23 protein-coding genes are annotated in these 25,309 nt (G+C 44.5%); 6 read left to right on the plus strand and 17 right to left on the minus strand.

Annotated features, from left to right (window positions below):
- Window positions 1-1,203, minus strand: coding sequence for a purine nucleoside transporter PunC (gene punC / locus FCV43_RS17810; protein ID WP_017054333.1), 1,203 nt, complete (start codon window positions 1,201-1,203; stop codon window positions 1-3).
- A 147-nt stretch (window positions 1,204-1,350) separates the two neighbouring features.
- Here punC and punR point away from each other — a divergent pair, with 147 nt between their 5' ends.
- Complete coding sequence (gene punR / locus FCV43_RS17815; protein ID WP_017054334.1) at window positions 1,351-2,274, plus strand: DNA-binding transcriptional activator PunR; 924 nt, start codon at window positions 1,351-1,353, stop codon at window positions 2,272-2,274.
- Between the two features lie 106 nt (window positions 2,275-2,380).
- Here the strand turns inward: punR and ilvA are convergent, their stop codons facing one another.
- The 5 genes from ilvA to ilvG all read right to left on the minus strand — a co-directional run bounded on the left by ilvA (window position 2,381) and on the right by ilvG (window position 8,739).
- Window positions 2,381-3,910, minus strand: a complete 1,530-nt coding sequence (gene ilvA, locus FCV43_RS17820) for a threonine ammonia-lyase, biosynthetic (protein ID WP_136995907.1) — start codon at window positions 3,908-3,910, stop codon at window positions 2,381-2,383.
- A 31-nt stretch (window positions 3,911-3,941) separates the two neighbouring features.
- The gene (ilvD, locus tag FCV43_RS17825) at window positions 3,942-5,798 is read right to left on the minus strand and encodes a dihydroxy-acid dehydratase (protein WP_136995908.1); all 1,857 of its coding nucleotides are present in this window, start codon (window positions 5,796-5,798) and stop codon (window positions 3,942-3,944) included.
- Window positions 5,799-5,859: 61 nt separating this feature from the next.
- Window positions 5,860-6,798, minus strand: coding sequence for a branched-chain amino acid transaminase (locus FCV43_RS17830; protein ID WP_113798243.1), 939 nt, complete (start codon window positions 6,796-6,798; stop codon window positions 5,860-5,862).
- A 10-nt stretch (window positions 6,799-6,808) separates the two neighbouring features.
- Window positions 6,809-7,093, minus strand: coding sequence for an acetolactate synthase 2 small subunit (gene ilvM, locus FCV43_RS17835; RefSeq protein WP_017051917.1), 285 nt, complete (start codon window positions 7,091-7,093; stop codon window positions 6,809-6,811).
- Window positions 7,093-8,739 carry an acetolactate synthase 2 catalytic subunit gene (gene ilvG / locus FCV43_RS17840; RefSeq protein WP_017051916.1) on the minus strand — a complete coding sequence of 549 codons (1,647 nt, stop codon included), beginning with the start codon at window positions 8,737-8,739 and terminating at the stop codon, window positions 7,093-7,095. The genes ilvM and ilvG overlap by 1 nt, the downstream gene beginning before the upstream one ends.
- A 495-nt stretch (window positions 8,740-9,234) precedes the next feature.
- Between ilvG and FCV43_RS17845 the strand changes: the two genes are divergently transcribed.
- The gene (locus FCV43_RS17845) at window positions 9,235-10,758 is read left to right on the plus strand and encodes a YifB family Mg chelatase-like AAA ATPase (protein ID WP_136995909.1); all 1,524 of its coding nucleotides are present in this window, start codon (window positions 9,235-9,237) and stop codon (window positions 10,756-10,758) included.
- 61 nt (window positions 10,759-10,819) lie between these two features.
- Here the strand turns inward: FCV43_RS17845 and FCV43_RS17850 are convergent, their stop codons facing one another.
- The 5 genes from FCV43_RS17850 to FCV43_RS20435 all read right to left on the minus strand — a co-directional run bounded on the left by FCV43_RS17850 (window position 10,820) and on the right by FCV43_RS20435 (window position 14,701).
- Window positions 10,820-11,419, minus strand: coding sequence for a thiol:disulfide interchange protein DsbA/DsbL (locus FCV43_RS17850; RefSeq protein ID WP_136995910.1), 600 nt, complete (start codon window positions 11,417-11,419; stop codon window positions 10,820-10,822).
- 48 nt (window positions 11,420-11,467) lie between these two features.
- Window positions 11,468-12,454 carry a serine/threonine protein kinase gene (locus FCV43_RS17855; protein ID WP_017051913.1) on the minus strand — a complete coding sequence of 329 codons (987 nt, stop codon included), beginning with the start codon at window positions 12,452-12,454 and terminating at the stop codon, window positions 11,468-11,470.
- Between the two features lie 48 nt (window positions 12,455-12,502).
- Window positions 12,503-13,921 carry a cytochrome c oxidase accessory protein CcoG gene (ccoG, locus tag FCV43_RS17860; protein WP_136995911.1) on the minus strand — a complete coding sequence of 473 codons (1,419 nt, stop codon included), beginning with the start codon at window positions 13,919-13,921 and terminating at the stop codon, window positions 12,503-12,505.
- A 247-nt stretch (window positions 13,922-14,168) separates the two neighbouring features.
- The gene (locus FCV43_RS17865) at window positions 14,169-14,435 is read right to left on the minus strand and encodes a YihD family protein (RefSeq protein ID WP_017051911.1); all 267 of its coding nucleotides are present in this window, start codon (window positions 14,433-14,435) and stop codon (window positions 14,169-14,171) included.
- A gap of 98 nt (window positions 14,436-14,533) precedes the next feature.
- Window positions 14,534-14,701, minus strand: a complete 168-nt coding sequence (locus tag FCV43_RS20435; RefSeq protein WP_170961688.1) for a hypothetical protein — start codon at window positions 14,699-14,701, stop codon at window positions 14,534-14,536.
- Between the two features lie 326 nt (window positions 14,702-15,027).
- Between FCV43_RS20435 and FCV43_RS17870 the strand changes: the two genes are divergently transcribed.
- Both FCV43_RS17870 and trhA read left to right on the plus strand, forming a co-directional pair.
- Window positions 15,028-15,819 carry a sporulation protein gene (locus FCV43_RS17870; RefSeq protein ID WP_113798176.1) on the plus strand — a complete coding sequence of 264 codons (792 nt, stop codon included), beginning with the start codon at window positions 15,028-15,030 and terminating at the stop codon, window positions 15,817-15,819.
- 128 nt (window positions 15,820-15,947) lie between these two features.
- Window positions 15,948-16,601, plus strand: a complete 654-nt coding sequence (gene trhA, locus FCV43_RS17875) for a PAQR family membrane homeostasis protein TrhA (RefSeq protein WP_136995912.1) — start codon at window positions 15,948-15,950, stop codon at window positions 16,599-16,601.
- 12 nt (window positions 16,602-16,613) lie between these two features.
- On the opposite strand, the gene FCV43_RS17880 is transcribed toward trhA, so the two are convergent.
- From FCV43_RS17880 to def, 6 genes are all read right to left on the minus strand, one after another.
- On the minus strand, window positions 16,614-17,150 hold the full coding sequence (locus FCV43_RS17880) for a DUF3157 family protein (RefSeq protein ID WP_113798172.1): 537 nt from the start codon (window positions 17,148-17,150) through the stop codon (window positions 16,614-16,616).
- Window positions 17,151-17,161: 11 nt separating this feature from the next.
- Window positions 17,162-18,607 carry a TrkH family potassium uptake protein gene (locus FCV43_RS17885; RefSeq protein ID WP_113798170.1) on the minus strand — a complete coding sequence of 482 codons (1,446 nt, stop codon included), beginning with the start codon at window positions 18,605-18,607 and terminating at the stop codon, window positions 17,162-17,164.
- 10 nt (window positions 18,608-18,617) lie between these two features.
- Entirely contained in the window at window positions 18,618-19,994 is a 1,377-nt protein-coding gene (gene trkA, locus FCV43_RS17890) for a Trk system potassium transporter TrkA (RefSeq protein ID WP_113798169.1), read from the minus strand.
- Window positions 19,995-20,131: 137 nt separating this feature from the next.
- Window positions 20,132-21,415, minus strand: coding sequence for a 16S rRNA (cytosine(967)-C(5))-methyltransferase RsmB (gene rsmB, locus FCV43_RS17895; protein WP_136995913.1), 1,284 nt, complete (start codon window positions 21,413-21,415; stop codon window positions 20,132-20,134).
- Between the two features lie 68 nt (window positions 21,416-21,483).
- A complete protein-coding gene (gene fmt, locus FCV43_RS17900) occupies window positions 21,484-22,431 on the minus strand; it encodes a methionyl-tRNA formyltransferase (protein WP_136995914.1) in 948 nt (315 codons plus the stop codon).
- A gap of 16 nt (window positions 22,432-22,447) precedes the next feature.
- Entirely contained in the window at window positions 22,448-22,960 is a 513-nt protein-coding gene (def, locus tag FCV43_RS17905) for a peptide deformylase (RefSeq protein WP_017052851.1), read from the minus strand.
- A gap of 140 nt (window positions 22,961-23,100) precedes the next feature.
- Here def and FCV43_RS17910 point away from each other — a divergent pair, with 140 nt between their 5' ends.
- Window positions 23,101-24,210, plus strand: coding sequence for a LysM peptidoglycan-binding domain-containing protein (locus FCV43_RS17910; protein WP_136995915.1), 1,110 nt, complete (start codon window positions 23,101-23,103; stop codon window positions 24,208-24,210).
- A complete protein-coding gene (dprA, locus tag FCV43_RS17915) occupies window positions 24,207-25,307 on the plus strand; it encodes a DNA-processing protein DprA (protein WP_136995916.1) in 1,101 nt (366 codons plus the stop codon). Before FCV43_RS17910 ends, dprA begins: the two co-directional genes overlap by 4 nt.
- The last annotated feature ends 2 nt before the right edge of the window (window positions 25,308-25,309 follow it).

Raw genomic sequence — 25,309 nt, forward strand, 5'->3', positions numbered from 1 at the left:
TTATTCGTCGCTGACCACTCGAGCGTTGTCTGGTGCTCTGAAGTGTTTAGATAGCTCTCTGTTCGACACGATATAACCTACCCATAAACCGCCTAGGCAAATGATTATCGCAATACCAGTCACCATCTGAGCTTGGCTTGCGAAGACCGCTACAAGTGCGCTTGCAAAACCACTGACACAGATTTGCAGGCTATTTTGTAGGCCCGCAGCGGTTGCTGGGCTGTTTTTTGCGCTAGATAGTGCGCGGTTTACGACGATTGGGTATAACGCACCATTTGCTACCGCAATTAAGCAGAAGGGGGCTAAAATTGGCCAAATGGATGATAGCGTCCACTGAGATGCGATGAAAATAAGCAGAGTCGCGACACTGAAAAGACCAATTAATTGCTTCAGAACCTTTTCATCACCAAATTTTTTCACACCAACTTTGCCCATGTAACCACCGACCATAAAAGCGATGGTTTGCGGGATAAAGCTTAAACCGATGTCTTTTGGTTCATAGCCTAGTTGGCTCATGATTTCAGGCATCCCCGTTAAGTAAGCGAAGAATGCAGCGGACGCCATTGCAAACATCATGACATTGCCCACATAGGTTTTAGAGTGCAGTAACGCTTTGATATCTGTTTTGATTGAGCTTTGCTTACTTTCAACCTTCTCTTGAGGTTGGCTCATGGTTGCTAATACCAGCATGACACCCATTAACGTTAATGTGATAAAAATACTGTGCCAGCCAAAGTTGTCCGCAAGTAACACACCTAACTGAGGTGCTAGGGCTGGTGATAGCGCGACTAAGGGCATAATTGTCGCAAAAATTTGTTGGCTACCACTTGCTGGATAACGTTTTATGACCATCGCCTGCCAAATAACCGCAGGTGCACATACGCCGATCGCTTGAATGAAGCGCAAGCTTAATAGTTGCCAAACTTCAGTGCTAAAGGCTAAACCAAATGAAGCGAGAGTGAACACGCCTAGGCCGACAACCAAGGTGTTTCTATGGCCAAATTTATCAGAAGCTAAGCCCCATAGCAGTTGCCCTATCGCCATACCCGCAAGAAATACGGTGAGAGAAAGAGCGATTTGTTCTGGGCCTGTGGCGAAGTCTGTCTCCATAATTTTAAACGCAGGGAGATACATATCTGTGGCTATAAAACCTAACATCGAAAGCGCAGCTAAGTAGATGAGTTGTAACTTGGAGATTTTCATACGATTTCCATTCAAAATATTTGTCTGTTGATGAACTGTTTAGGTTGGCGCCAGCCCTTGTTTATTTACGTTTTCATTGTATTCCTTCGACCTTTATAAAATAAAACGTTAAAATTTGTGGTTATCAATCAAAAAATTTGAAAGCTTATGTTCTCTAAATCATCATTGGAAATGCTCGATACGGTGGCTCGACTCGGTAGCTTTACCGCCGCCGCTGAGGTGTTACATAAAGTTCCTTCTGCGATCAGTTATGGAGTTAGACAGGTTGAGCAAGATTTGGATGTCATCTTGTTTCGGCGATTACCAAGAAAGGTCGAGTTAACACCGGCTGGTGAGTTATTTATTGAAGAAGCTCGCGTGCTACTTAGGCAGATGTCAGAAGTAAAAGCGCAAACCAAACGAGCGGCTCATGGCTGGCAGAAAACGCTAAAGTTAACCCTAGATAACGTGGTTAAGCTCGATAAAATGAAACCCATGATTGAAGATTTTTACCAGACATTTGAGTTTGCTGAACTGCAGATCAATATGGAGGTTTTTAATGGTTCTTGGGAAGCGATCGCACAAGGCAGGGCGGATATTGTTATTGGTGCGACCTCTGCTATTCCAGTAGGCGGCGATTTTGAGGTAAAAGAGATGGGTCTCTTGGATTGGGCTCTAGTGATGTCACCAAGTCATCCATGTGTGAAAGAACAAAACCTCACAGAATCGTTCGTTAGCCAGTTTCCTGCCATATGTTTAGATGATACATCCAGTGTGCTACCCAAGCGTCATACTGGGCATTATCCGCAGCAAAGACGTCTGCTATTGCCTAATTGGTATAGTGCGATTGAGTGTTTGAAGAATGGGGTTGGTGTGGGTTATATGCCGCGCCATATCGCCGCACCATTGATCGCCGATGGTCAGTTGGTTGAAAAAGTCATGCCTGATGATAAACCATTGAGTCAGTGTTGTTTAGTTTGGCGAAAAGACGATAACCACAAGCTGATTAAATGGATGGTGGACTATTTAGGGTCGAGTGAACAGTTGTATCATGATTGGTTGGATGAGCGTCGATTAGGTGATATCGGGTAATAAAAATGAGCATCAGCTACACAAATAAAACAAGCGAGATATGAGTATCTCGCTTGTTTATCTAACGACCGTTTTTAAGAAGAAATGACCTTCTTAACACTCTCTTTTATGAAAGAAAAAACTTATACGATGGGTTATCACTTTCATCTTTGCACTGGTAGCCAAGTTCGCGTAAATGCGTCGAAAACTGAGCTAAATCTTGCTCATCAAGCTCAAAACCACAAAGAACTCGTCCATAATCAGCTCCGTGATTTCGGTAATTAAACAGGCTTATATTCCAATGTGTTCCTAAAGTGCTGAGGAACTTAAGTAGCGCTCCTGGGTATTCCGGAAACTCGAAACTGTATAACCGCTCTTTGAGTTGCTTAGAGGGTTTTCCGCCTATCATATAGCGAACATGGAGTTTCGCCATTTCATCATCAGAAAGATCGGCGACGGGATAGCCACCTTCACGCAAATCATCAATAATGCTGAGAAGCTCATCTTGACCGCCTTGCAAACGGACACCAACAAAGATATTCGCTAAGCGATTATCGTTATAACGATAGTTAAACTCAGTAACCGCACGACCACCAATAATATTGCAGAACTCTAAGAATGCACCTTGGCGTTCAGGGATAGTCACCGCGAGTAACCCTTCGCGTTTTTCACCGAGTTCACAACGTTCGGAAACATAGCGCAAACCGTGGAAGTTGGTGTTAGCACCTGATAAAACCGTGCCAAGTTGTTTATCTTTGAGTTGATTGGCTTCTGCGTATTTTTTTAATCCAGCAAGTGCCAGCGCACCGGAAGGTTCCGCAATGGCGCGAGTATCTTCAAAAATATCTTTAACGGCAGCACAGATTTCATCGCTGGAAACCGTAATATGGCCATCGATATATTGCTGGCAAAGTCGGAAAGTCTCTTCACCAATACGTTTCACCGCAACACCATCGGCAAACATGCTGACCTGATCAAGAACGACAGGTTCTCCGGCATCTAAGGCGGCTTTTAGGCAGGCAGAATCTTCAGGTTCAACTGCAATGATCTTGATTTCCGGCATCAACTGTTTGATTAATACCGCAACACCTGCTGCTAAACCACCGCCACCAACAGGAACAAAAATATAATCTAAATGACCATTTTGCTGCAGCATTTCCATGCCAATCGTGCCTTGCCCTGCGATCACTAATGGGTGATCAAACGGAGGAACAAACGTATAGCCATACTCAGCGGATAAACGTTCTGCTTCTGCTTTGGCTTCATCAAAATTACTGCCGTGTAAAATAACCTTACCACCAAATCCACGAACGGCTTCGACCTTGATATCGGGTGTTGTTTTGGGCATCACAATGGTGGTTTGGATCCCCAATTTTGTTCCAGACAGCGCCATGCCTTGAGCGTGGTTGCCTGCCGAGGCTGCAATGACCCCTGCTTGTTTTTGTACATCAGACAAGCTAGAGACCATATTGTAGGCTCCTCTTAGCTTAAAAGAGTGTACTGGTTGGCGGTCTTCACGTTTGATCTGAATGTGGTTCCCCATGCGTTCAGATAAGCGCGGCATCGCTTGCAATGGGGTGACCGTTGCTACTTCATAGACGGGAGCACGTAAGATCTGACGCAGATAGTCTGCGCCAGTTTGTTGAGTTGTCGTCATAAGAACAGTAATCCTTTTCTCTGTGGCCGAACTAATCGTCCAATTTCGACTTATCACGAACCGCGCCTTTATCGGCACTGGTTGCCATGCTGGCATACGCTTTCAAAGCAAACGAAACTTCACGTTGGCGGTTAACTGGTTTCCAGCCTTGTTGATCTTGAGCGCTGCGACGAGCGGCCAATTCAGTTTCAGTAACATCTAATGTAATCGAGCGGTTTGGAATATCAATAGTGATGATATCGCCCTGTTGAACCAAACCAATGGTGCCACCACTTGCTGCTTCTGGAGATACGTGACCAATTGAGAGGCCGGATGTTCCGCCTGAGAATCGACCGTCGGTTAATAATGCACACGCTTTACCTAGCCCCATCGATTTTAGATACGTGGTTGGGTAGAGCATTTCTTGCATTCCTGGGCCACCTTTTGGTCCTTCGTAGCGGATCACCACAACATCACCAGCTTTAACTTGGCCACCTAAAATACCGTCAACCGCAGTATCTTGGCTCTCAAATACGACCGCTGGGCCTTGGAATTTAAGGTTTTCTTCATCAACGCCTGCGGTTTTGACAATACAGCCATCAACCGCGATGTTGCCAGACAGCACCGCAAGCCCACCTTCTTGGCTGAAAGCGTTCTCTTTGGTGCGAATACATCCATTCTCACGATCATCGTCTAATCGATCCCAGCGACAATCTTGTGAGAAAGCTTTCGTGGTGCGAATGCCAGCTGGGCCCGCGCGGAAAAACTTAAGTACCGCTTCATCTTCAGTCTGCATGATGTCGTATTGAGCTAATTGCTCTTTCATGGTTAAACCCAATACGGTATTGGTTTCACCATTTAATAGACCTGCACGATCTAGTTCACCTAGAATCGCCATTACGCCACCAGCACGGTGTACATCTTCCATGTGGTACTTAGGTGTAGAAGGGGCAACTTTACATAAATGTGGAACACGGCGAGACATTGCGTCGATATCTTCCATATCAAAGTCAATATCCCCCTCTTGAGCTGAGGCGATTAGGTGAAGCACAGTATTACTCGATCCGCCCATCGCAATATCAAGTGCCATGGCATTTTCAAACGCAGCTTTATTGGCAATGTTACGTGGCAGAGCGGAGTCATCACCTTGCTCGTAATAGCGCTTAGTTAATTCAACCACGCGTTTACCCGCATTGATAAACAACTGCTCACGGTCTGCATGAGTGGCGAGCATTGAACCATTGCCCGGTTGAGATAACCCTAGCGCTTCGGTTAAACAGTTCATTGAGTTAGCGGTAAACATACCTGAACATGAGCCACAAGTTGGGCACGCAGATCGCTCCACTTGCTCACTCTGTTCATCCGAAATCGTTGGATCGGCACCTTGGATCATGGCATCGACAAGGTCGAGTTTGATGATCTGATCGGAAAGCTTGGTTTTACCCGCTTCCATTGGGCCGCCTGATACAAAGATCACTGGGATATTAAGGCGCATGGCGGCCATCATCATTCCCGGAGTAATTTTGTCACAGTTAGAGATACAAACCATCGCATCGGCGCAGTGTGCGTTGACCATGTACTCGACTGAATCAGCAATCAACTCACGTGATGGTAGTGAGTACAACATACCTCCATGACCCATTGCGATGCCATCGTCGACCGCGATGGTGTTGAACTCTTTGGCTATGCCGCCTGCTTTCTCAATTTCACCCGCCACCAGTTGACCCATGTCTTTAAGATGAACGTGGCCAGGTACAAATTGAGTGAAAGAGTTGACGACGGCAATAATCGGTTTACCGAAATCTTCTTCTTTTACACCAGTTGCGCGCCATAAGGCACGAGCACCAGCCATGTTACGTCCGTGAGTGGTGGTAGCACTGCGATATTTATTCTTAGGAGCCGTTGGCATTTGTATTTCCTTATTCAATATTTTGCTAATTAAGCGTTATCTGGGGTGGCACTTTCTATGGTTAAACGTCTTGTGGGTAAACGTAGTCTAGCCAGCCCCATTTATCTTCTGTTTTGCCGTTGAACAGCCCAAAGTAAGCCGCTTGAACTTGTTGTGTTATCGGGCCTCGCTTGCCTTCTCCGATCGTGATTTTATCGACGGTACGAACCGGTACGATTTCAGCTGCGGTGCCTGTCATGAAAATTTCATCAGCAAGGTATAACGCTTCGCGGGCAATGTTTTCTTCGCGAATTTCGTAACCCATCTCTTTGGCAAGCACCATGATTGAGTCACGAGTGATTCCCGGCAAAATGGCACTGGTCGCTGGTGGTGTAGAGAGAATGCCATCACGAATGACAAAGATATTTTCACCAGCGCCTTCGGATAAGTAACCGTCTACACTGAGAGCGATACCTTCATCGTAACCATTGCGGCGAGCTTCTCCGCCAACAAGTAGGGACGATAAGTAGTTACCGCCGGCTTTTGCTGCGGTTGGGATGGTATTAGGTGCCGCGCGATTCCAACTTGAGATCATCGCATCAACGCCATTTTCAAGCGCTTCTTCGCCTAAGTACGAACCCCAAGGGAAGGCCGCGATAATTAAATCCATCTCAGTATTTTCTGGTGGACAGACGCCAAGCCCTACATTGCCAACAAAGCCTAGTGGGCGAATGTAAGCGGATTGCAGTTTGTTTTGACGGAGAGTTTCGCGTGTTGCCTCCATGATCTCTTCTTCAGTGTAAGGGATCGGAAAGCGGTAAATCTTGGCTGAATTTTTAAGACGTTTGGCATGTTCAGGGTGACGGAAAATCACTGGGCCTTTTGGCGTGTTATAGCAACGAACGCCTTCAAAAACGGAAGTACCGTAGTGCATCGCATGAGTAAGAACATGAACATTTGCCTCTGCCCAAGGAACCATTTCACCGTTAAACCAAATGTAGTCGGCTGTTTTTGCAGTCATTTTGATGTCCTTATGCATTTATGCTCTGTTGTAAATTATTGTTTGGCAATTCGTTCTTACTAATCGTGATCACATCAACATTTTTGATGTCCCATAGCTTCTCGATTTGATTCACTAAGAAAGAGATAGGGCGGTCACTGTCGACAATAATTTCGACGCTAGCCACTTTGCTTTCATGGTTTTGTGTCGCAGCAACTTGTTTGATGATGAAACCACGGTGGCGGATCACACGTAATACACGCTCAAGCAATACGGGCTTATCATCGGCTTTGATATCTAATAAGTATCTTTCCATTAGGTGTTCTCCAACATGTCACTGTTTGATGCGCCCGGTGGAACCAGCGGCCATACATTTTCTTCTTCAGAAATAAGAACATGCAGCATGTAAGCTGTCTTACTTTCTAGCATCTCTTTTAGCGCGGGCTCGACTTCTTCTTTACGAGTAATGGTTTTTCCTGGGATATCAAAAGCCTTGGCAAGCATAACGAAATCAGGGTTGTCATCTAAGATCGTTTCGCTATGGCGGCCATCAAAAAAGAGTGATTGCCATTGGCGTACCATGCCTAATCGTTGGTTGTTGATCAGTACGATTTTTACGGGGATCTGGCGGCGTTTCAGCGTACCTAACTCCTGCACATTCATCATGAACGAGCCATCACCAGAGATGAGAATGGATTGGTCATCTGGTCGAGCAACACTTGCGCCCATCGCTGCAGGTAGGCCAAAGCCCATGGTGCCAAGACCTGCGGATGTAATGAAATTTTGTGGTTCACGAGGTTGAGTATGTTGCGCTGCCCACATTTGGTGCTGTCCAACATCGGTCGAGATGATTGAATTTTCCGGCATCATATCCGATAGCTGTTTAAGCATTAATGGAGCAAAAATCAGATCGCCAGGATGGTCATAACGCCACTTAAAGCCTGAACGTAAGCTTTCTGAGTGATGTACCCAAGGGCTAATGTCTTGTGATAGCTCTAACTGTGGAAGGATCAAGTTGATATCGCCGCGCAATGACGCATTGGCAACACGCAATTTATTGAACTCTGCGGCATCAATATCGATATGGATGACTTTTGCATGTGGCGCAAAAGTATCAAGTTTGCCTGTCACACGGTCATCAAACCTTGCGCCGACGACGATCAGCAGATCAGACTCTTGAACCACTAAGTTTGCCGCTTTGGTTCCATGCATCCCTAGCATGCCTAAAAAGTGCGGGTCATGACGTTCAACCGTACCTAATCCTTTCAGTGTGCTGACCGATGGCATTGGGTTTAAGCGTAAAAACTCGCGCACTGATTCAGTGGCTTTGCCAAGTTGAACACCGCCACCGACATACAGTACAGGGCGCGTGCTGGCGGCTAACAGTGCTTGAGCTTGTTGAAGTGAGGCTTCGCTTGCAACGGGCATTGCTGGTGGCACAAATGGAGGAATGACAGAAACAGGAGCTTCGGCAAGCTGTACATCTTTTGCGATATCGACAATAACAGGGCCAGGGCGGCCTGTTTTTGCAACTTCAAACGCTTCAGAGAGTGTTGGTGCGAGATCGTCAATATGAGTCACCAGGTAGCTGTGTTTGGTACAAGCTAAAGACATTCCAATGACGTCCATCTCTTGGAATGCATCGGTGCCGATATGAGAACTGGCAACTTGCCCAGTAATCGCTACAAGAGGAATTGAATCAAGGAAAGCATCGGCGAGGCCGGTGACGAGGTTCGTTGCACCTGGGCCTGAGGTCGCCATGCATACCGCGACATCTTGTGTGGCACGAGCCATACCGATAGCCGCCATTGCTGCGCCTTGTTCGTGACGACAAAGGATATGCTCCACGCCGCCATCATAGAGTGCATCATAAATGGGCATAATGGCCCCACCGGGGTAACCGAAAATGGTTTTAATGCCCTGTTGTTTTAATGCGGATACGACTAAATCTGCACCTCTCATCGTAATCCTCCTGTGCTACTTTTTGGTTGGTAGCTTAATCCATTTTGACTGCACATCTTGTGCTCCCATTCTTCCTGTCATCGATCTGTCTGAATATCGTATTGAGTGATATTTTCTTGAGTTATAAAGTGTAATTTTAGGTCTATAAATTAGAAAAAACCCCCGGACTTTTCAGTGCGAGGGTTTGTAAAATCTTGTGGTTATTTTCTGCCCACTCGCCCCCGCGCGGTCTTAATAATGACCACGATAATCAGGTTAATCAGTGCGTAAGTGCGGGCGTTAAATTTCATACATCTCTTATTTTTGTTACGTAATGTCTTACGAAATGGTTTGCGTCTCTAGTGTTATCATACAAATCTGCTACGTGACAAGAGAAAACTCATACTTTTTTCACATTTCCTACTAATACAAACACGCTATATAACATCTTATTGAAGTGAGTTTAAGCTCTTTATTGAGGATAAATTCTTGTAACTCCGCCACTTAGGGATGCTCATGGGATTAGCGATTATTCATAGTCGGGCCAGCGTTGGGGTGGAAGCACCCAAAGTCACGATAGAAGTACATATTAGTAATGGGATGCCCGGTTTTGCTTTGGTTGGGTTACCTGAAACCACGGTTAAAGAGTCTCGGGATCGGGTACGCAGTGCGATCATTAACTCTAAATTTGAGTTTCCAGCCAAGCGGATCACCGTTAACTTGGCTCCAGCGGACTTGCCTAAAGAGGGAGGGCGATTTGATCTGCCTATTGCGCTTGGGATATTGGCTGCATCTCAGCAAATCGCGCTAACGAAATTAGAAGGGTGTGAGTTTATTGGAGAGTTGGCATTATCTGGTGAATTACGCGCGGTAAAAGGTGTTCTACCTGCCGCGTTAGCCGCAAATCGACAACAACGGTGTTTGGTGGTTCCGCATGAAAATGGCGATCAAGCGGCTCTGGTTGGCAAGGATAACCATAAATCCGCACAGAGTTTACTCGAAGTATGTGCTGACTTATGCGGGCAACAGACTCTTAGTCTATTTCAAACGCCATCGATTCATGTTCACAAGCCTTTAGAACGGGATTTACAGGATATTATTGGTCAGCAACAGGGGAAAAGGGCGTTAGAGATCGCGGCGGCTGGCAATCATAATTTGCTTTTTCTTGGGCCGCCCGGTACAGGTAAAACCATGCTCGCCTCTCGGTTGTGTGACTTATTGCCTGATATGAATGAAGCGGAAGCAATGGATACTGCCTCGGTCGCGTCGTTGACTCAGCAGGAGATCAATCAACATAACTGGAAACAGCGGCCTTTTCGTTCACCGCACCATTCGAGTTCGATGGCAGCGCTGGTGGGAGGGGGATCGATACCACGGCCAGGTGAAATATCATTAGCACATAATGGTTTGCTGTTTTTGGATGAAATGCCGGAATTTGAACGTAAGGTGCTGGATTCGTTACGGGAACCGCTTGAATCTGGAGAGATCATCATCTCTCGTGCTGCGGGGAAAACTCGATTTCCAGCCCGTTTTCAATTAGTCGGTGCATTGAACCCTAGTCCAACAGGGTATTACGAAGGTGAGCAATCACGAACGAATCCACAGATTATTTTGCGCTATTTAAATCGTTTATCAGGGCCACTGTTGGATCGTTTTGATATGTCACTTGAAATCCCTTTATTACCGAAAGGAATGCTATCTGAAGGTGGCGATCGAGGTGAAGCCACACAAGTCGTAAAAGAGAGAGTTTTGATTGCAAGAGAACGAATGCAGGCCCGAAATGGAAAGGTTAACTCATTATTAGGCAGTCGTGAAATTGAGCAGTTTTGCCCTTTAATGAAACAAGATTCTGAGTTTTTGGAGAATGCACTGCATCGGTTAGGTTTATCGATTCGTGCTTACCATAAAATCATTAAAGTGGCGCGGACGATTGCGGATCTTGAAGGCGTTGAAAGTATTGAGAAGAAGCATTTAGCGGAAGCGTTAGGTTATCGCTCTATGGATAGATTATTGAAACAATTGACAGCACAGGCGGTATAACGTTTTTACGGAGTAGGTTTGTAAAAAGGGAGCCGATAACGAGGCTCCCTTTTATCATGAATTACTTTTTCAGTAAGAAGTTCACGAGTTCAAAGTACTCATCAAGGCTCTGAATGCTTTGTGCTTCCACAAGGTAACGGTTATTCACAATGACTGCTGGAACGCCTGTAAGTCCACTGTCTTTAAAGGCTTTGTCTGAACGACGAACCATTGAATCGACAGCAAAGCCGTTGAACGCTGCGTCATATTTTGCTGCATCAATGCCTTCATCAAGGAAAATTTGACGTAATTCAGCGTCGTCTTTCGGTGCTTTACGCATGTTGTGGATTCGATTGAATAAAATCGGAACCATCTTATCTTCGACTTTTAGAGCTATCATGGTTGAGTAAGCTTTACTCATTGATTTACCCATCGGGCCACCCATGAAAGATACGTGATTTTTATTCAGTTTCACGCCTTCTGGAAGTTTGGTTTTCAATTGCTCAATAATAGGTTCAAAGCTATTGCAGTGTGGGCAGTAAAAAGAGAAAAACTCATTTACGACAGGCTTTTTGGAAGCTTCAAGATCCAATACTTTGTAATGTTCGCCTTCACTAAATTGAGCAGCATGAGCGGATAGGCTCAGTAGTAGAGTTGCTGCAAGTGCGAGTAGCTTCTTCATTGTTGTTCTCCATTATAGTAAGTCCCTTTAAGCGAGGGATCGAATGTATTACCACTGCGGCATAAGTGAAAGAGGAGCTTCGTTGAGCGCCGCAATTTGTTCTTTAAATCCTAACACTTGGCTTTCCCAATATTTAGGATCGTTAAACCAAGGGAAGGCGAGTGGGAAAGCAGGATCATGCCATCTTTTTGCTAACCATGCCATGTAGTGCACCATTCGTAGACCACGTAATGGTTCAATAAGTTTCAATTCTGTAGGGTTAAAGTCACAAAACTCTTGATAGCCTTCTAAGATGATATCCAGTTGAACGAGTTTATCTTGGCGCTCGCCATTCATTAACATCCATAAATCTTGTACTGCTGGGCCATTTCTCGCGTCATCTAAATCGACAAACATGGGGCCATCACGCCATAGAATGTTGCCGGGATGACAGTCGCCATGCAGACGTATGATTTGTGAATCGTCGCTCCAATGTTGTTCGAGTAAATTAATCAGCAGATCAAGATCATTAAAAAAAGCCGACTCTAAATGAGATGGTATAAAGGTCGATTGCTGTAGAAGTTTTCTTGGCTGGTATAAGTACTCTTCAAGGCTAATGGTTGGTCGGTGTTGAAATAGTTTTTGTGAACTTACTTTATGAATGCGACCCAAAAATCGGCCCACACCTTCAAGTTGATCTAAGTTATCGACCTCATACTGACGCCCGCCAACACTAGAAAACAGTGCGAATGTGTAGCCTTTATAAAAATGTAGCGTCTGTCCATTGATACGTAATGGCGCAGCGACAGGGATCTCTTGTTCAACCAATTCTAGGGTGAAGTCATGCTCTTCTTGAATTTGTAGTGAACTCCAACGCTCAGGTCGATAAAACTTTACGACGTAGCGTTTTTTGTCTTCATCAACAAATTGGTAGACTCTATTTTCATAGCTATTTAAAGCCAGCAAGCCTGATTCTGCGCGGACGCCGATACTCTCTAGTGCGTACCACATGAAGTCAGGCGTTAGGGCATTGAAGTTAAAATTTTGCTCAGTCATAAATAAAAAAGGCTCATTACTGAGCCTTTTTCCATTAAAAATTAAGGGTTACAGTTTTTTTATAAAGCGGCTTTCCACTTCAACTGTAAACTGGTCACTGTCTGTGAGTATAAACTGAATCTTTGAAACTGGAGAGCTGATTTTTTCAGGATCAATCCCTAAGCTCATCGGTAAGTTCAGTACTTCCCCTGGCTCAACGGTGACAGTTTGGTTGCCATACCAAATAGCACCTGGCAATCCTGTTACCTCTAAATCATAGCTTTGGGTCTGCTGAGTTTTATTAATGACTTTTAAGGTATAAGTGTTTTCAAAGAAACCTTGGCTATTGACTCTGACTAACTGGTTTCTATCTTTCAGTACACTTAAGCCAACCGGTGCAACACTGGCGATTTGAACAAAGAAGAGGCCAATCATTAATACTAAAATGCCGCCATAACCTAATAGTTTCGGTCGCATGACCTTAGTATGATTACCAGATAAGCGGTGTTCAGTGGTGTAATTAATCAGACCTTGTTGGTAACCCATTCGATCCATGGTTTTATTACATGCATCAATACAAGCACCACAGTTGATGCATTCATATTGCAGACCATCACGAATATCAATACCTGTCGGGCATACCTGAACACATAAATCACAATCAATACAGTCGCCCAATCCTAATGCTTTCGGATCGGCTTTGCGTGAGCGAGGACCACGGTTTTCACCACGTTTAGTGTCGTAACCGACGATAAACGTATCTTTATCAAACATAGCTGATTGGAAACGAGCGTATGGGCACATGTGAAGGCAAACAATGGATCGCATCCAACCTGCGTTGCCATAAGTACATGCCGCAAAAAAGATGACCCAGAATGCAGGCCAAAAGCTGGCGTTAAAGGTAAAGAAATCAATCACCAAATCTTTGACTGGTACAAAATAGCCGACAAAGGTTAAGCCTGTTAGTAACGCGATACCTATCCAAGCTAAGTGCTTAACGGCTTTTCGCATAATGAGGTTTGAAGTGGGTTTATTGGAATCTTGTTTGCGCCGTTTATTCGCTGAACCTTCCAATTTTTCTTCAAACCAAATGTACATGAATGTCCAAACAGTTTGAGGGCATAAATAGCCACACCATACTCGGCCTAAAAAGGTGGTTAAAAAGAATAGGCCAAACGCTGCGATCATAAATAGCAGAGCTAACAGAGTAAGATCTTGCGGATAAAGAGTGGTGCCAAAGAAATTAAATTGCTGGTTACCTATATCGAGTAAAATTGCTTGGCGTTCACCAAACGGGATCCATGGTGTTAGTGCAAAAAGCAGCAATAGAAACCAGCCACCATAGCGGCGTAGTTGTTGGAAGAAACCTTTACTTTCTCGAACATAGATGCGATTACTTGGGTTAAACCTATCGCCATTCCCTTTATGGGTTTTTGGGTTGAAGGTTTTGGGAGTCACATCTTTGATATCGATCTTATCCTGACTCATTGGAGCTATCCTTATTGGGCTTTAGGTGTGATTTATTTAATTCACACTCTTAGACATTGCATTTTATTATGTGGTGTTTCATTGAGCTTTTTCGTTGGCGATTATAGCGCCAATGCTGGTGACTTTTTTTTAAGGCTATCAACCTTTAACAATCTTTGTTACTACAGATCAGTAGAAAAAGAGTAGAACAGAAAAAAAGCGACCATCTGGCCGCTTTGAATAAAGTCATTAATTACTGTGAGATGATTTATTTGATGATACCGCGAGCTTTGAGTATTGCGGTTTTAAAGTCATCTTCTTGGTCTTTTTTTAGACCTGGGATCATTTCGTCTTTTTCACTGTTACGCATTTTAAGATGGTAGATCAGTACGTCATCGGTTAGATCTTCGATTTTGTCTTCGTATCCTGCCTCTTGAGCTAATTTTACAATGAACTGTAGTAGGTTCATTTCTGAATCTTTTTGCCATTCAGGTTCGATTAATTCAATCAGCTCTTCTATACGATGGCACTTCATTGGGCTTTCTCCATAATAGTTATAATGATTTTGAGTAAAGGTATCAAAATGCACCGCATAAGATAAGGAAAAAGCGCAGTATTAAACTGCGCTTTTTATTAAGCAGCTTGAATGACTTTTACTGAAGTAGAAGCATGAAGTGCCGTCTTTTCCACTAAAGTCATTGTTGGTGCTACTTTTTTTGCCGAAGACACAGCGACAAAGCTGCAACGACGACGAGACGCACCACGATTTGAGTGCGAAAACCTGACAGGAGTTGGGCGCATTAATATACCTAACAGCCAGGCATTTCCATTGCCAATTTAATGGCCCGATTATCTATGAGTTGCTCCCCTTTGCTTGTTAGCCATAAGTGCAAGGCACCATTCGTAATCATGTTCAAAAAAGAGTGACTCTTCTGGCGTAAGCCTATCCTATAAATAATCAGGAATAATGATATGTATGCATATCATTATTCAGAATATCACCTTACTCGTTCTGGATCGACAGCTGAGTAAAAAACAGCCACCTTGAACCCTCATCATCAAGTAAAATGAATTGAGTTGCAGTCAGTTTCATGAGTACTATTAAGGTAAGCGAAAGGAGAGTGCTGATGTCATTTTTGAAGAAAACCTTAGCAAGTTTTGGTATTGGATCTGCAAAAGTGGATTCTGTTCTACAGCAAGAAGTCTTGTTCCCTGGGCAAAAAGTGAATGTCGTGATCCATGTTTATGGTGGTTCGACACCTCAGGAGATAGATAACATTGACCTGAAACTTTGTTGTCAATATATCGATGAAGTCGAAGTGGGTGGTGGCGACAATCGCGAGCAACGCACCAAGCGAGTGAAGCAGAGTTATGCGCTTGCGAGTTGGGCGTTACCTTACTCTTTTACTATTGGTGCAGGTGAGCAACGAGATTTTGAGATTGAACTTGATATCCCATGGAATACGCCTGTGACCATTGGTGATGCGAAAGTTTGGTTAGAGACAGGGTTAGATATCGCGCTGGCGATTGATCCTACGGATAAAGATATTTTGACAGTGAGACCCGATCCTATCATGGATGGCATTTTCACTGAGTTGGAAGAGCAAGGGTTACGAATTCGACAAGTTGAGTGTGAAGCTGCTAAAGGTTTCGCCATGCCTTTTGTCCAAGAGTTTGAATTTGTACCAACAACGGGCCCTTACCACGGTCGTTGGCGTGAATTAGAGATTGTGGCTTATCGAGACGCTGAGCAATTGCAACTTTGGTTCGAGATAGACAGAAACCGAAAAGGATTTGGTGGCATGTTATCTAGCTTGCTGGGTTTAGGTGAACTTAAACGTAAACTCGTGATCCCAGCAGACACACCCGCTAGCGAGGCTGGAAAGATCGTTTTAGAGTATCTAGAACAGGTCAGTTAGTCAGATATTATTCAATTTAGACGTTTTCTGGCAAATAGTCTTTTGACTGGTAAAATATTGAGCTTACACGTGTAAGCTTAATATGACATACTGGTAGAATCAAATAATGGTCCTACCATGGAAAACTTATGAATCAACCAATGAATACGGCCTACAGTACAACTGAAGAGTTAGCCAATGCGATCACCCATGGTATTGGTTGCCTTTTTGGTATTGTGGGTTCAGTTTTACTGCTTAATAACGCCATCGAGCATGGCGCTGACATCATGACTTTAACCAGCATGGCAGTTTACGGTAGTAGCATCATTTTACTCTTCCTTGCCTCTACACTGTACCACTCTATTTCAAACCCCAACACTAAGCGCCTTTTCAAAACGTTAGATCACTGCGCGATATATCTACTGATCGCAGGTAGTTATACCCCATTCCTGTTAGTGGGATTAAGAACACCGCTAGCGATAGGATTAATGGGCGTGATTTGGGCGATTGCGCTGATTGGCGTTGTTATGAAAATCGCATTTGTTTACCGATTTAAACGCGCATCGTTGATCACCTACTTGATCATGGGTTGGCTTTCTATGATTGTTATCTACCAGTTGGCGCTAAATATTGCTGTGGGAGGTTTAGTTTTACTGGCGGCAGGCGGCGTGATTTACTCTTTGGGTGTGATTTTTTATGTAACAAAACGCATCCCTTACAACCATGCCATCTGGCATTTGTTTGTGCTAGGTGGATGCGTATGTCACTTCTTTGCTATCTATCTTTATGTGCCAATTGTTTAAGCCTTGATGTGTTTATCGAGACTCGACATTCAGCACGTTAACATTGATTTGATAGTCGGTATGTTGAGGTACTTCGAATACTAAATTACGACCAGACTCAGATGATTGTGGTCTTAGATAAGTGTCAGCAATACGCTTTATTGATTTCCAGATAGCCACTTCCGTTTTAAGCAGAGAAACACCTTGTGAGTCTAATATTTCAACTTCTAGATCAATCAATACAATCGATTGAGAGCTTTGATTGGTGATAGAGGTTGGAATAATCAGCGTGCCGGACTCATAACTGGCAGACTGAAGTAAAATATCGATACCAGAATCAGAAAGTTGAAGAATGTGCTTATTTGCTCCAACCTTGAATTGAGTACCTGCTTTTTTCGAAGCCAGTGGGATCGCGACAACATCCGTGGTTTCCTCACTTTTTGCAGATAAGTACTCCCAAGTAAAATCATCATTCAGCTGAATTTGTTGTCCGTTTTCCAGTGTGACGATTTGATTGGCTAGCACATTACCGCTCAGAAATATGCTTAATAACATTATCCATTTGTTCATTGTAAACCTCTTTAACGGCGCCAAAAGGCAGGAAAAAATAGTACTAAAATAGTCAGTATTTCAAGTCTTCCCATCAGCATACCAAAACTGAGTATCCACTTTGCAGCATCAGGGAGAGGAGAAAAGTTACCCGTTGGACCAATAACCGACCCCATTCCTGGGCCAACATTCGCGACCGCAGTAATTGAGCCTGAAATACTGGTGATAGGATCGAGCCCCATAGAGCTTAGAGCCGCAGCAATAAAAATAATGGTAATGAAGAACATTAAACCGAAAGCGACCACGGAACGAACAATATCGTCATTTACTGGCCTTTGGTTATAACGTTGAACAAAGACACCAGATGGGTGAATCAGTTTCATTATCTGCTTATTCAGGAGTGTCATCGCAATTTGGAAGCGGAATATTTTAATGCCCCCAGATGTCGAACCTGAACAAGCCCCTGCCATCATTAAGAACGCAAATAACACGCTAGGCAGAGCGCCCCATGCGGTGAAATCCTCTAAACCAAAACCTGTAGTGGTCACGACCGATACAATGTTAAACATGGATACTCTTAGCGCGTCTAAAACCGCATAGCCATCTCGAATGATTAACCAAGCGGCGACAATGAAGCTTGAGCCTAAGAACAGATAAGTGAAGCCTCGTACTTGTGCATCTTTATACAGAGCTTGTGGCTTTCTTTTGCTGAGCACAGTCACAAAGAGCAAGAAAGGAAGTCCACCCAGATACATAAATAGAGTCGCAACCCAATGAGCTCCGTTTGAGAAGTGATTCATTGAGCCATCAGATGTTGAATAACCACCGGTTGAAAGGGTAGTAAAAGAGTGATTGATCGCATCAAACAAGTTCATGCCTGTTGCTAAGTAACCCAGTAGGCACAACACCGTCAATACGAGGTAGACCAGAACTATATTTTTGGCGACAGTTTTCGCGCGAGGGCTACTTTTATCGGACCAATCTGATGATTCCGTTTGGAATAGCTTCATCCCCCCAACGTTCAGCATTGGCAGAACGGCAACCGCCATTACGATAAACCCTATACCTCCCAACCATTGTAGGATTGAGCGCCACAATAAAATGCTGGGAGCCATACTGTCTAAGCCACTTAAAACGGTGGAACCCGTGGTGGTAATGCCTGACATAGTTTCAAAGTAAGCGTCAGTAAAACTGATGTGGTTGATGAAAACGAAGGGCAGAGCAGCAAAGGCACTGGCGATAGTCCAAACCAAAGAGGTGATTAGAAACATATCTCGAACACTTAATTTAAAGTGTGCGGTGCGACCAATGGTTAAACAGATAAACGCCATTAAATGGGTGATCAGAACCGATTGACCAAACTCTAAAAAGCCACCCGTACCGGTAAAAAACGCGACAAGTGTTGGGATATACATAAATAGGGCTAGCTTGGATAACACTAACCCTATAACAAAAATAATCGGACGCAGATTGACCATTTTTAGTGACCTAAAGGAAGAACGGACTCGGCTGGAACAGTGACTCTACATCTGCAACATACTTTTTATCGACTAAGAACATAACGACGTGATCATCTTGTTCGATCATCGTTCTGTCATGAGCGATGAGCACTTCTTCGCCACGAACAATGGCACCAATGGTTGTACCTGGAGGAAGTTTAATATCACCGACGGCGCGGCCGACAACTTTAGAGGTGGTTTCATCTCCGTGGGCAATCGCTTCGATGGCTTCTGCTGCTCCGCGACGCAGTGATGATACATTCACAATATCGGCTCGGCGCACGTGGGTAAGTAGTGCGGAAATCGTCGCTTGCTGGGGTGAGATCGCAACATCGATAACGCCGCCTTGAACCAAGTCTACGTACGCTCCACGTTGGATCAGCACCATTACTTTTTTCGCCCCCATGCGTTTGGCAAGCATGGCTGACATAATGTTGGTCTCATCTTCGTTGGTTAAGGCAATAAATACGTCAACTTGGTCGATGTTCTCTTCTGTAAGCAACTCTTGGTCTGCGGCATCACCACAGAACACAATCGTATTCTCTAGCTCTTCAGAAAGCTTTTCAGCCCGTTTATGGTTGCGTTCAATTAACTTAACGCTGTAGCTGTGTTCAAGACGTTTAGCGAGGCTAGCACCGATATTACCACCACCGACAATCATGATTCTGCGGTAAGGTTTTTCTAAACGCTGGAGTTCACTCATTACGGAACGAATATGGTTACTTGCTGCAACGAAGAAAACTTCATCATCGGCTTCAATAACGGTGGTTCCTTGAGGTCGAATCGCACGTCCTTGACGGAAAATCGCGGCAACACGAGTATCAATATGAGGCATGTGACCACGTAAAGCAGACAGAGCGTTCCCCACCAAAGGGCCGCCATAATAAGCTTTTACCGCAACCAAGCTGACTTTCTGTTCAGCAAAACTCACCACTTGAAGGGCGCCAGGGTATTGGATGAGACGCTCAATATAACTGGTTACGAGTTCTTCTGGAGCTATAAGGTGATCGACCGGGATTGCGCCTGATTTAAACAGCGCTTCTTTTTCTGCCAAGTATTCCGGAGAGCGAATACGGGCAATACGGTTCGGTGTGTTAAACAGAGAGAAGGCAACCTGACACGCAGCCATGTTGGTTTCATCCATATTGGTAACAGCCACCAACATGTCAGCATCTTGTGCTCCGGCTTCCCGCAAAGTTGTTGGGTGGCTGGCGTAACCATTCACCACTCGTAAATCATATTTATCTTGCAGTTCACGAAGGCGATCACCATTGCGGTCGACAATGGTGATGTCATTGTTTTCGCCAACGAGATTTTCTGCCAGTGTGCCACCGACTTGGCCAGCACCAAGAATGATGATTTTCATACTTTGCTTCTCTTGTTTTACTCAGTTATGCGCCGGTCTTTTCTATTATCAGAAAGCTGCGCAATTAAGGTGCTCATTCATAATGAATACGAGCAGTGCTTCAAGTTATAAGCGCTGCTCGAATCAATGTTATACGCTTAAGCGAGCGATTTAACCAATACGGCGTAGTAGAAACCATCCATATCGTCTTCACCAGGAAGGATTTGGCGTCCTGGGTTTTCAACTTCAGAACCCACCAGTTGTGCGTTGTCGGTTCTCGCTAAGAAGTCTTTTACTTGTTGGCTGTTCTCTTGTGGAGTGATTGAACACGTCGCGTACACCATAGTGCCGCCCGGTTTAAGTTCACGCCACATCGCATCCATGATTTCACTTTGAAGCAGTGCGAGAGCATCAATATCAGACGCTCTGCGTAGCCACTTAATATCAGGGTGGCGACGGATCACGCCAGTCGCGGAACAAGGTGCATCTAACAAAATACGGTCGAATTGATCACCTTGCCACCACTCTTCAGGGTAGCGAGCATCTCCGCAGATAACATCAGCACGCAGTTGTAAACGCTGTAGGTTGTCATACACGCGATCCAAACGGCGGTCATCGCAGTCAATGGCAACCACTTCAGTGTTCTTTGTGCGCTCTAAAATATGCGCCGTTTTGCCGCCAGGTGCAGCGCAGCAATCTAAAATTAACTCACCGTCTTGTGGTGCTAAGTAATCGACAGATAATTGAGCCGCAGCATCTTGAACCGATACCCAACCTTTAGTGAAACCTGGTAGTAAAGTGACATCACAAGGAGACGTTAATTTTAATGCATCTTCCGCTTGAGGGTGCGGTGTGCATTCAATGTTTTCGCTATTTAACAGTGCTAAGTATTCATCACGAGTGTGGTGCTGACGATTCACTCGTAGCCACATTGGTGCTTTACTGTTATTCGCTTCAACGATGGATTCCCATTGTTCTGGGTAACTCTCTTGAAGCATTTTTAAAATCCAGCTTGGGTGGCAATATTTGCCTGCGTTATGACTAACGGCCAGTTCGTCCAAGCGGTCTTGTTCGCGTAAGTAGCTACGAAGTACGGCATTAATTAAGCCACGTAAGCTTGGGCCTCGTAGGGTTACTGTTCCTTCTACGGTTTCACCAACGGCAGCGTGAGCAGGAATGCGCATAAAACTTAATTGGTAGATCCCCACTAAAATTAAGTGGTGGAATACTCGCTTTTTACCTTTGAGCGAATTATCCATCAGCTCGTTCGCAATGGTTTCTAAACGTGGTAAATAACGTAATGCTCCGTAACAGATCTCTTGAAGAAGAGCGTGGTCACGAGGTTTAATCGTTTTCTGAGCTGCTGGTAAAGCATGTGAAAGTGAATGGCCTTTATCGACCACTTGAAACAGGACATTTGCAGCTGCAGCGCGAACATTCATGATGGATACCCGATTGTTGAATCAAAAAAATAAAGGCCAGTAACGACTGGCCGAACTTGCTTGCCGAATTAGTTGAGTTGGCTTCCCACTTCAAACCAAGCAGCACGCGAGTTTAAGATGTCTTGTACCGACATGGCTTTTTTCCCCGGTACTTGTAGCTGCTCTAAAACAAGCACACCACTGCCAGTTGCCACATAAATACCCGTTTTATCGGCTTTAAGTATGGTTCCCGCCGGTTTATCGGTTGTTTGAGGTTCCACACGGCTTTGCCATACTTTGATGCTATTTTCTGCAACAGAGAAGTGACTCATCGGCCAAGGGTTAAAGGCTCGAACGCAACGTTCAATGGCTTGAGCATCCATCGTCCAATCAATCTTAGCTTCTTCTTTGCTAAGTTTTTTCGCGTAGTTGGCAAGCTCATCATCTTGTTTGACAGGTTTAGCATTACCGGAAGCGATGTCCGCTAAGCAATGAACAAGTGCATCTGGACCTAAATCCGCAAGCTTGTCATACATAGATGCACTGGTGTCTGTCGTTTCAATCGGTAGAGTGGCAATGCTGAGCATGTCACCAGTATCTAAACCAATATCCATTTGCATGATGGTCACACCGGTTTCTTTATCTCCCGCCCAGATTGAGCGTTGAATCGGTGCGGCACCACGCCAGCGAGGTAAAATTGAGCCATGCACGTTGATACAACCTAGACGCGGGGTATCAAGCACAACTTGTGGCAATAGTAGACCGTAAGCCACGACAACCATGAGATCGGCGTTGAGATCAGCAAGTTGCTGTTTTGCTTCATCGGCTTTGAAGTTTTCTGGTTGGTATACCGGAATATTATGTTCAAGGGCGATATTTTTTACTGGGCTTGCGGTAAGCTTTTTACCACGACCAGCTGGGCGGTCAGGTTGGGTATATACCGCAATAACTTCATGCTCCGAAGACAACAACGCCGCCAAATGACGGGCGGCGAAGTCCGGAGTACCTGCAAACACAATACGTAATGACTGGCTCAAGGTAACCTCACTTAATTTATTTTTGTTTTTCGTTAAAGCGCTTAATTTTCTCTAACTTTTCTTTGATGCGCTTGCGTTTAAGAGGCGAAAGGTAATCAACAAACAGTTTGCCTTTTAAATGGTCCAATTCGTGTTGTACACAAATCGCAAGTAAATCATCAGCGTCGAAGGTGAACTCTTCGCCATCACGATTGAGAGCTTTAACGCTCACTTCAGCCGCACGAGGAACTAAACCTCTTGCGCCCGGAACCGAAAGGCAACCTTCTTCGATGCCATCTTCTCCGCGTTTTTCGGTGATTTCAGGGTTGATCAGAACCATTGGTTCATCACGAGTTTCTGAAATATCAATCACAACAATACGTTGGTGGAAATCAACTTGCGTCGCCGCTAAGCCGATACCTTCTTCGTCGTACATGGTTTCAATCATGTCATCGACGAGCTTTTGGATCTCAGGGGTAACTTTCTCTACCGGTTTCGCCACGGTACGTAGGCGGTCATCCGGGAATGTTAATACTTGTAATACAGACATATACACTCTAAATGTTGAACTGTGCCGAAACAGCATAAACCTTGTTGGCTCAATTCTAGACATTTTAGAGGGCAAATGACAGCATCCTAAGACCAATTATTCGATTCTCTATTACTCATTACTCTAAAGGAGCGGGAGTTATGCCTTCATTTCTTCGCTGTATTACAGGCGCATTACTGTCAATGTCGCTCTCTATTTCTAATATTGCGAGTGCAAGTGAATCAATACCAGCACCTTTGACGATTCGAGATAATGCACCACAAACTTATATCGTTGTGAAAGGTGACACGCTGTGGGATATATCAGCTTTATATTTAGATAATCCATGGTTATGGCCTCGCTTATGGCAGATAAACCCTGACATTGAAAATCCACATCTAATTTATCCAGGAGATAGGTTAACGTTAACGTGGAGAGATGGTCAGCCAGTGTTAAGCCTTAAACCTATGGTCACTCTGAGCCCTAAGGTTCGCTTGATTGAAAAGAAAGCGGTACCGACTATTGCGGAAGAGCTGGTTCTTCCTTACCTTCAATCGGATAGGTTGGTAGAGAAAGATCTCCTTGATAATGCTCATAGGGTTCTAGGAACAAGTGATGGTCGTAAGTTTTTAACCGCCAATGACCGCCTATTTATTGATGGTCAGCACAGTCATGCTGAGTGGGGGATTTATCGTCAGGTTGAAGAGTATAAGCGTGAAAGCCCAGAGGTAAGTATCACATCTTTACGTTTAGTGGCAGCGGCTACTTTGGTGGACAGTGATGAAGAATTTAGTAGTTTACAGGTGACCTCTCAACGACAAGAAATATTGATTAATGATGTGGTGTTACCTGAAGTTGGCATTGAAACCATGACGTTATCCACCACCTTTCACCCTCAACCTGCTCCTCAAGGTGTTTTCGCCAATATTTTAGGAGCGATAGCGGGAAGCCAGTATGCTGCAAACAACCAAGTGATCATTCTGGATCAAGGTACGGAAGATAATTTACGTCAAGGAAGTATGTTTGAGTTAATTAAACCCGGAGCGATGGTACATAGCAAAGAAGGTAAGTTTAGTTATGAGGGCGAAAAGAGTGATGCTATTCAATTGCCTGATATCACCGTTGGTCGCTTGATTGTTATTCGTCCTTATCAATATTTTAGTTTAGGGCTGATAACAGATAGCTCTACGCCTATTGGTCGAGAAATTTCTGCTATTTCACCAATCAAGCCAGTGACTATTGCGATCAGTAGTGAAGATGCAGGATCGTGACGGAGCAAGAACTCGAAGCGTGGTTGATGTTGAGCTTCACTCCCTATTTGGGAGAAAAGAGATTATCCAGATTAAGATGTATCGATTCACTGGTTAACATTGTTCAATATAAGCCTCAAAACCTTCAGGCAATAGGGTTCAAAACAAAACAGATAGAGTACTTAAAACATAAAGCTCTCTCAGATGTTGAGCCTTGCCTAAAGTGGGCTCAGCAACAGAATCATCATATTATTACCCCTCTCGATATACATTACCCACCACTTTTAAAAGAGATCCCCTCCCATCCGCCGGTATTATTTGTAAAAGGTAACTCGAGTTGCTTGGGGGATCCTCAAATCGCAATGGTTGGCAGTCGAAATGCTAGCCTGGAAGGGCGACAAACCGCGAAGTCGTTTGCGAAAGAATTTTCTAACCAAGGTTTAATCGTAACTAGCGGGCTTGCATTGGGGATCGATGGTTACGCTCATGATGGAGCGTTAGAAGGAAGTGGTGAAACGGTGGCTGTACTTGGCTCTGGTCTTGATAATATTTATCCAGCTCGCCATAGGAAGTTGGCTGAAAGAATTATCGATAAAGGGGCGTTAGTTTCAGAATTTCGTCCTAGTGCCAAGCCTAGGCCTGAAAACTTTCCACGGCGTAATCGCATCATTAGTGGCTTGTCTGTTGGGGTCTTAGTCGTTGAGGCGGCAGAAAAAAGCGGTTCTCTTATTACGGCTCGTTACGCAAACGAGCAAGGGCGTGATGTTTTTGCTATGCCGGGCTCTATTCATAACCCCAATAGTCGTGGCGGAAATAGCTTAATTAAAGCGGGAGCGTGTTTAGTCCAAAGTGCGCAAGACGTTCTCTCTGAAATAGAAACTCTGGTAAACTGGTCTATAGATCATCAGCCAAGTTTATTCGACATGGTGGAAGAAGAGGAAGAATTGCTATTTCCTCTTCTGTTAGCTAACGTAGGAATAGAGGTGACTCCTGTTGATATTTTGGCACAGCGGACCCATATACCTGTGCATGAGGTCATGATGCAGCTTTTGGAGCTTGAGCTTTCAGGGCATGTTGTTGCAGTAACCGGTGGCTATATTCGAAAGAGGAGGGGCTAGCT

The sequence above is a fragment of the Vibrio genomosp. F6 genome (assembly GCF_005146325.1).
Lineage (GTDB): Bacteria > Pseudomonadota > Gammaproteobacteria > Enterobacterales > Vibrionaceae > Vibrio > Vibrio cortegadensis.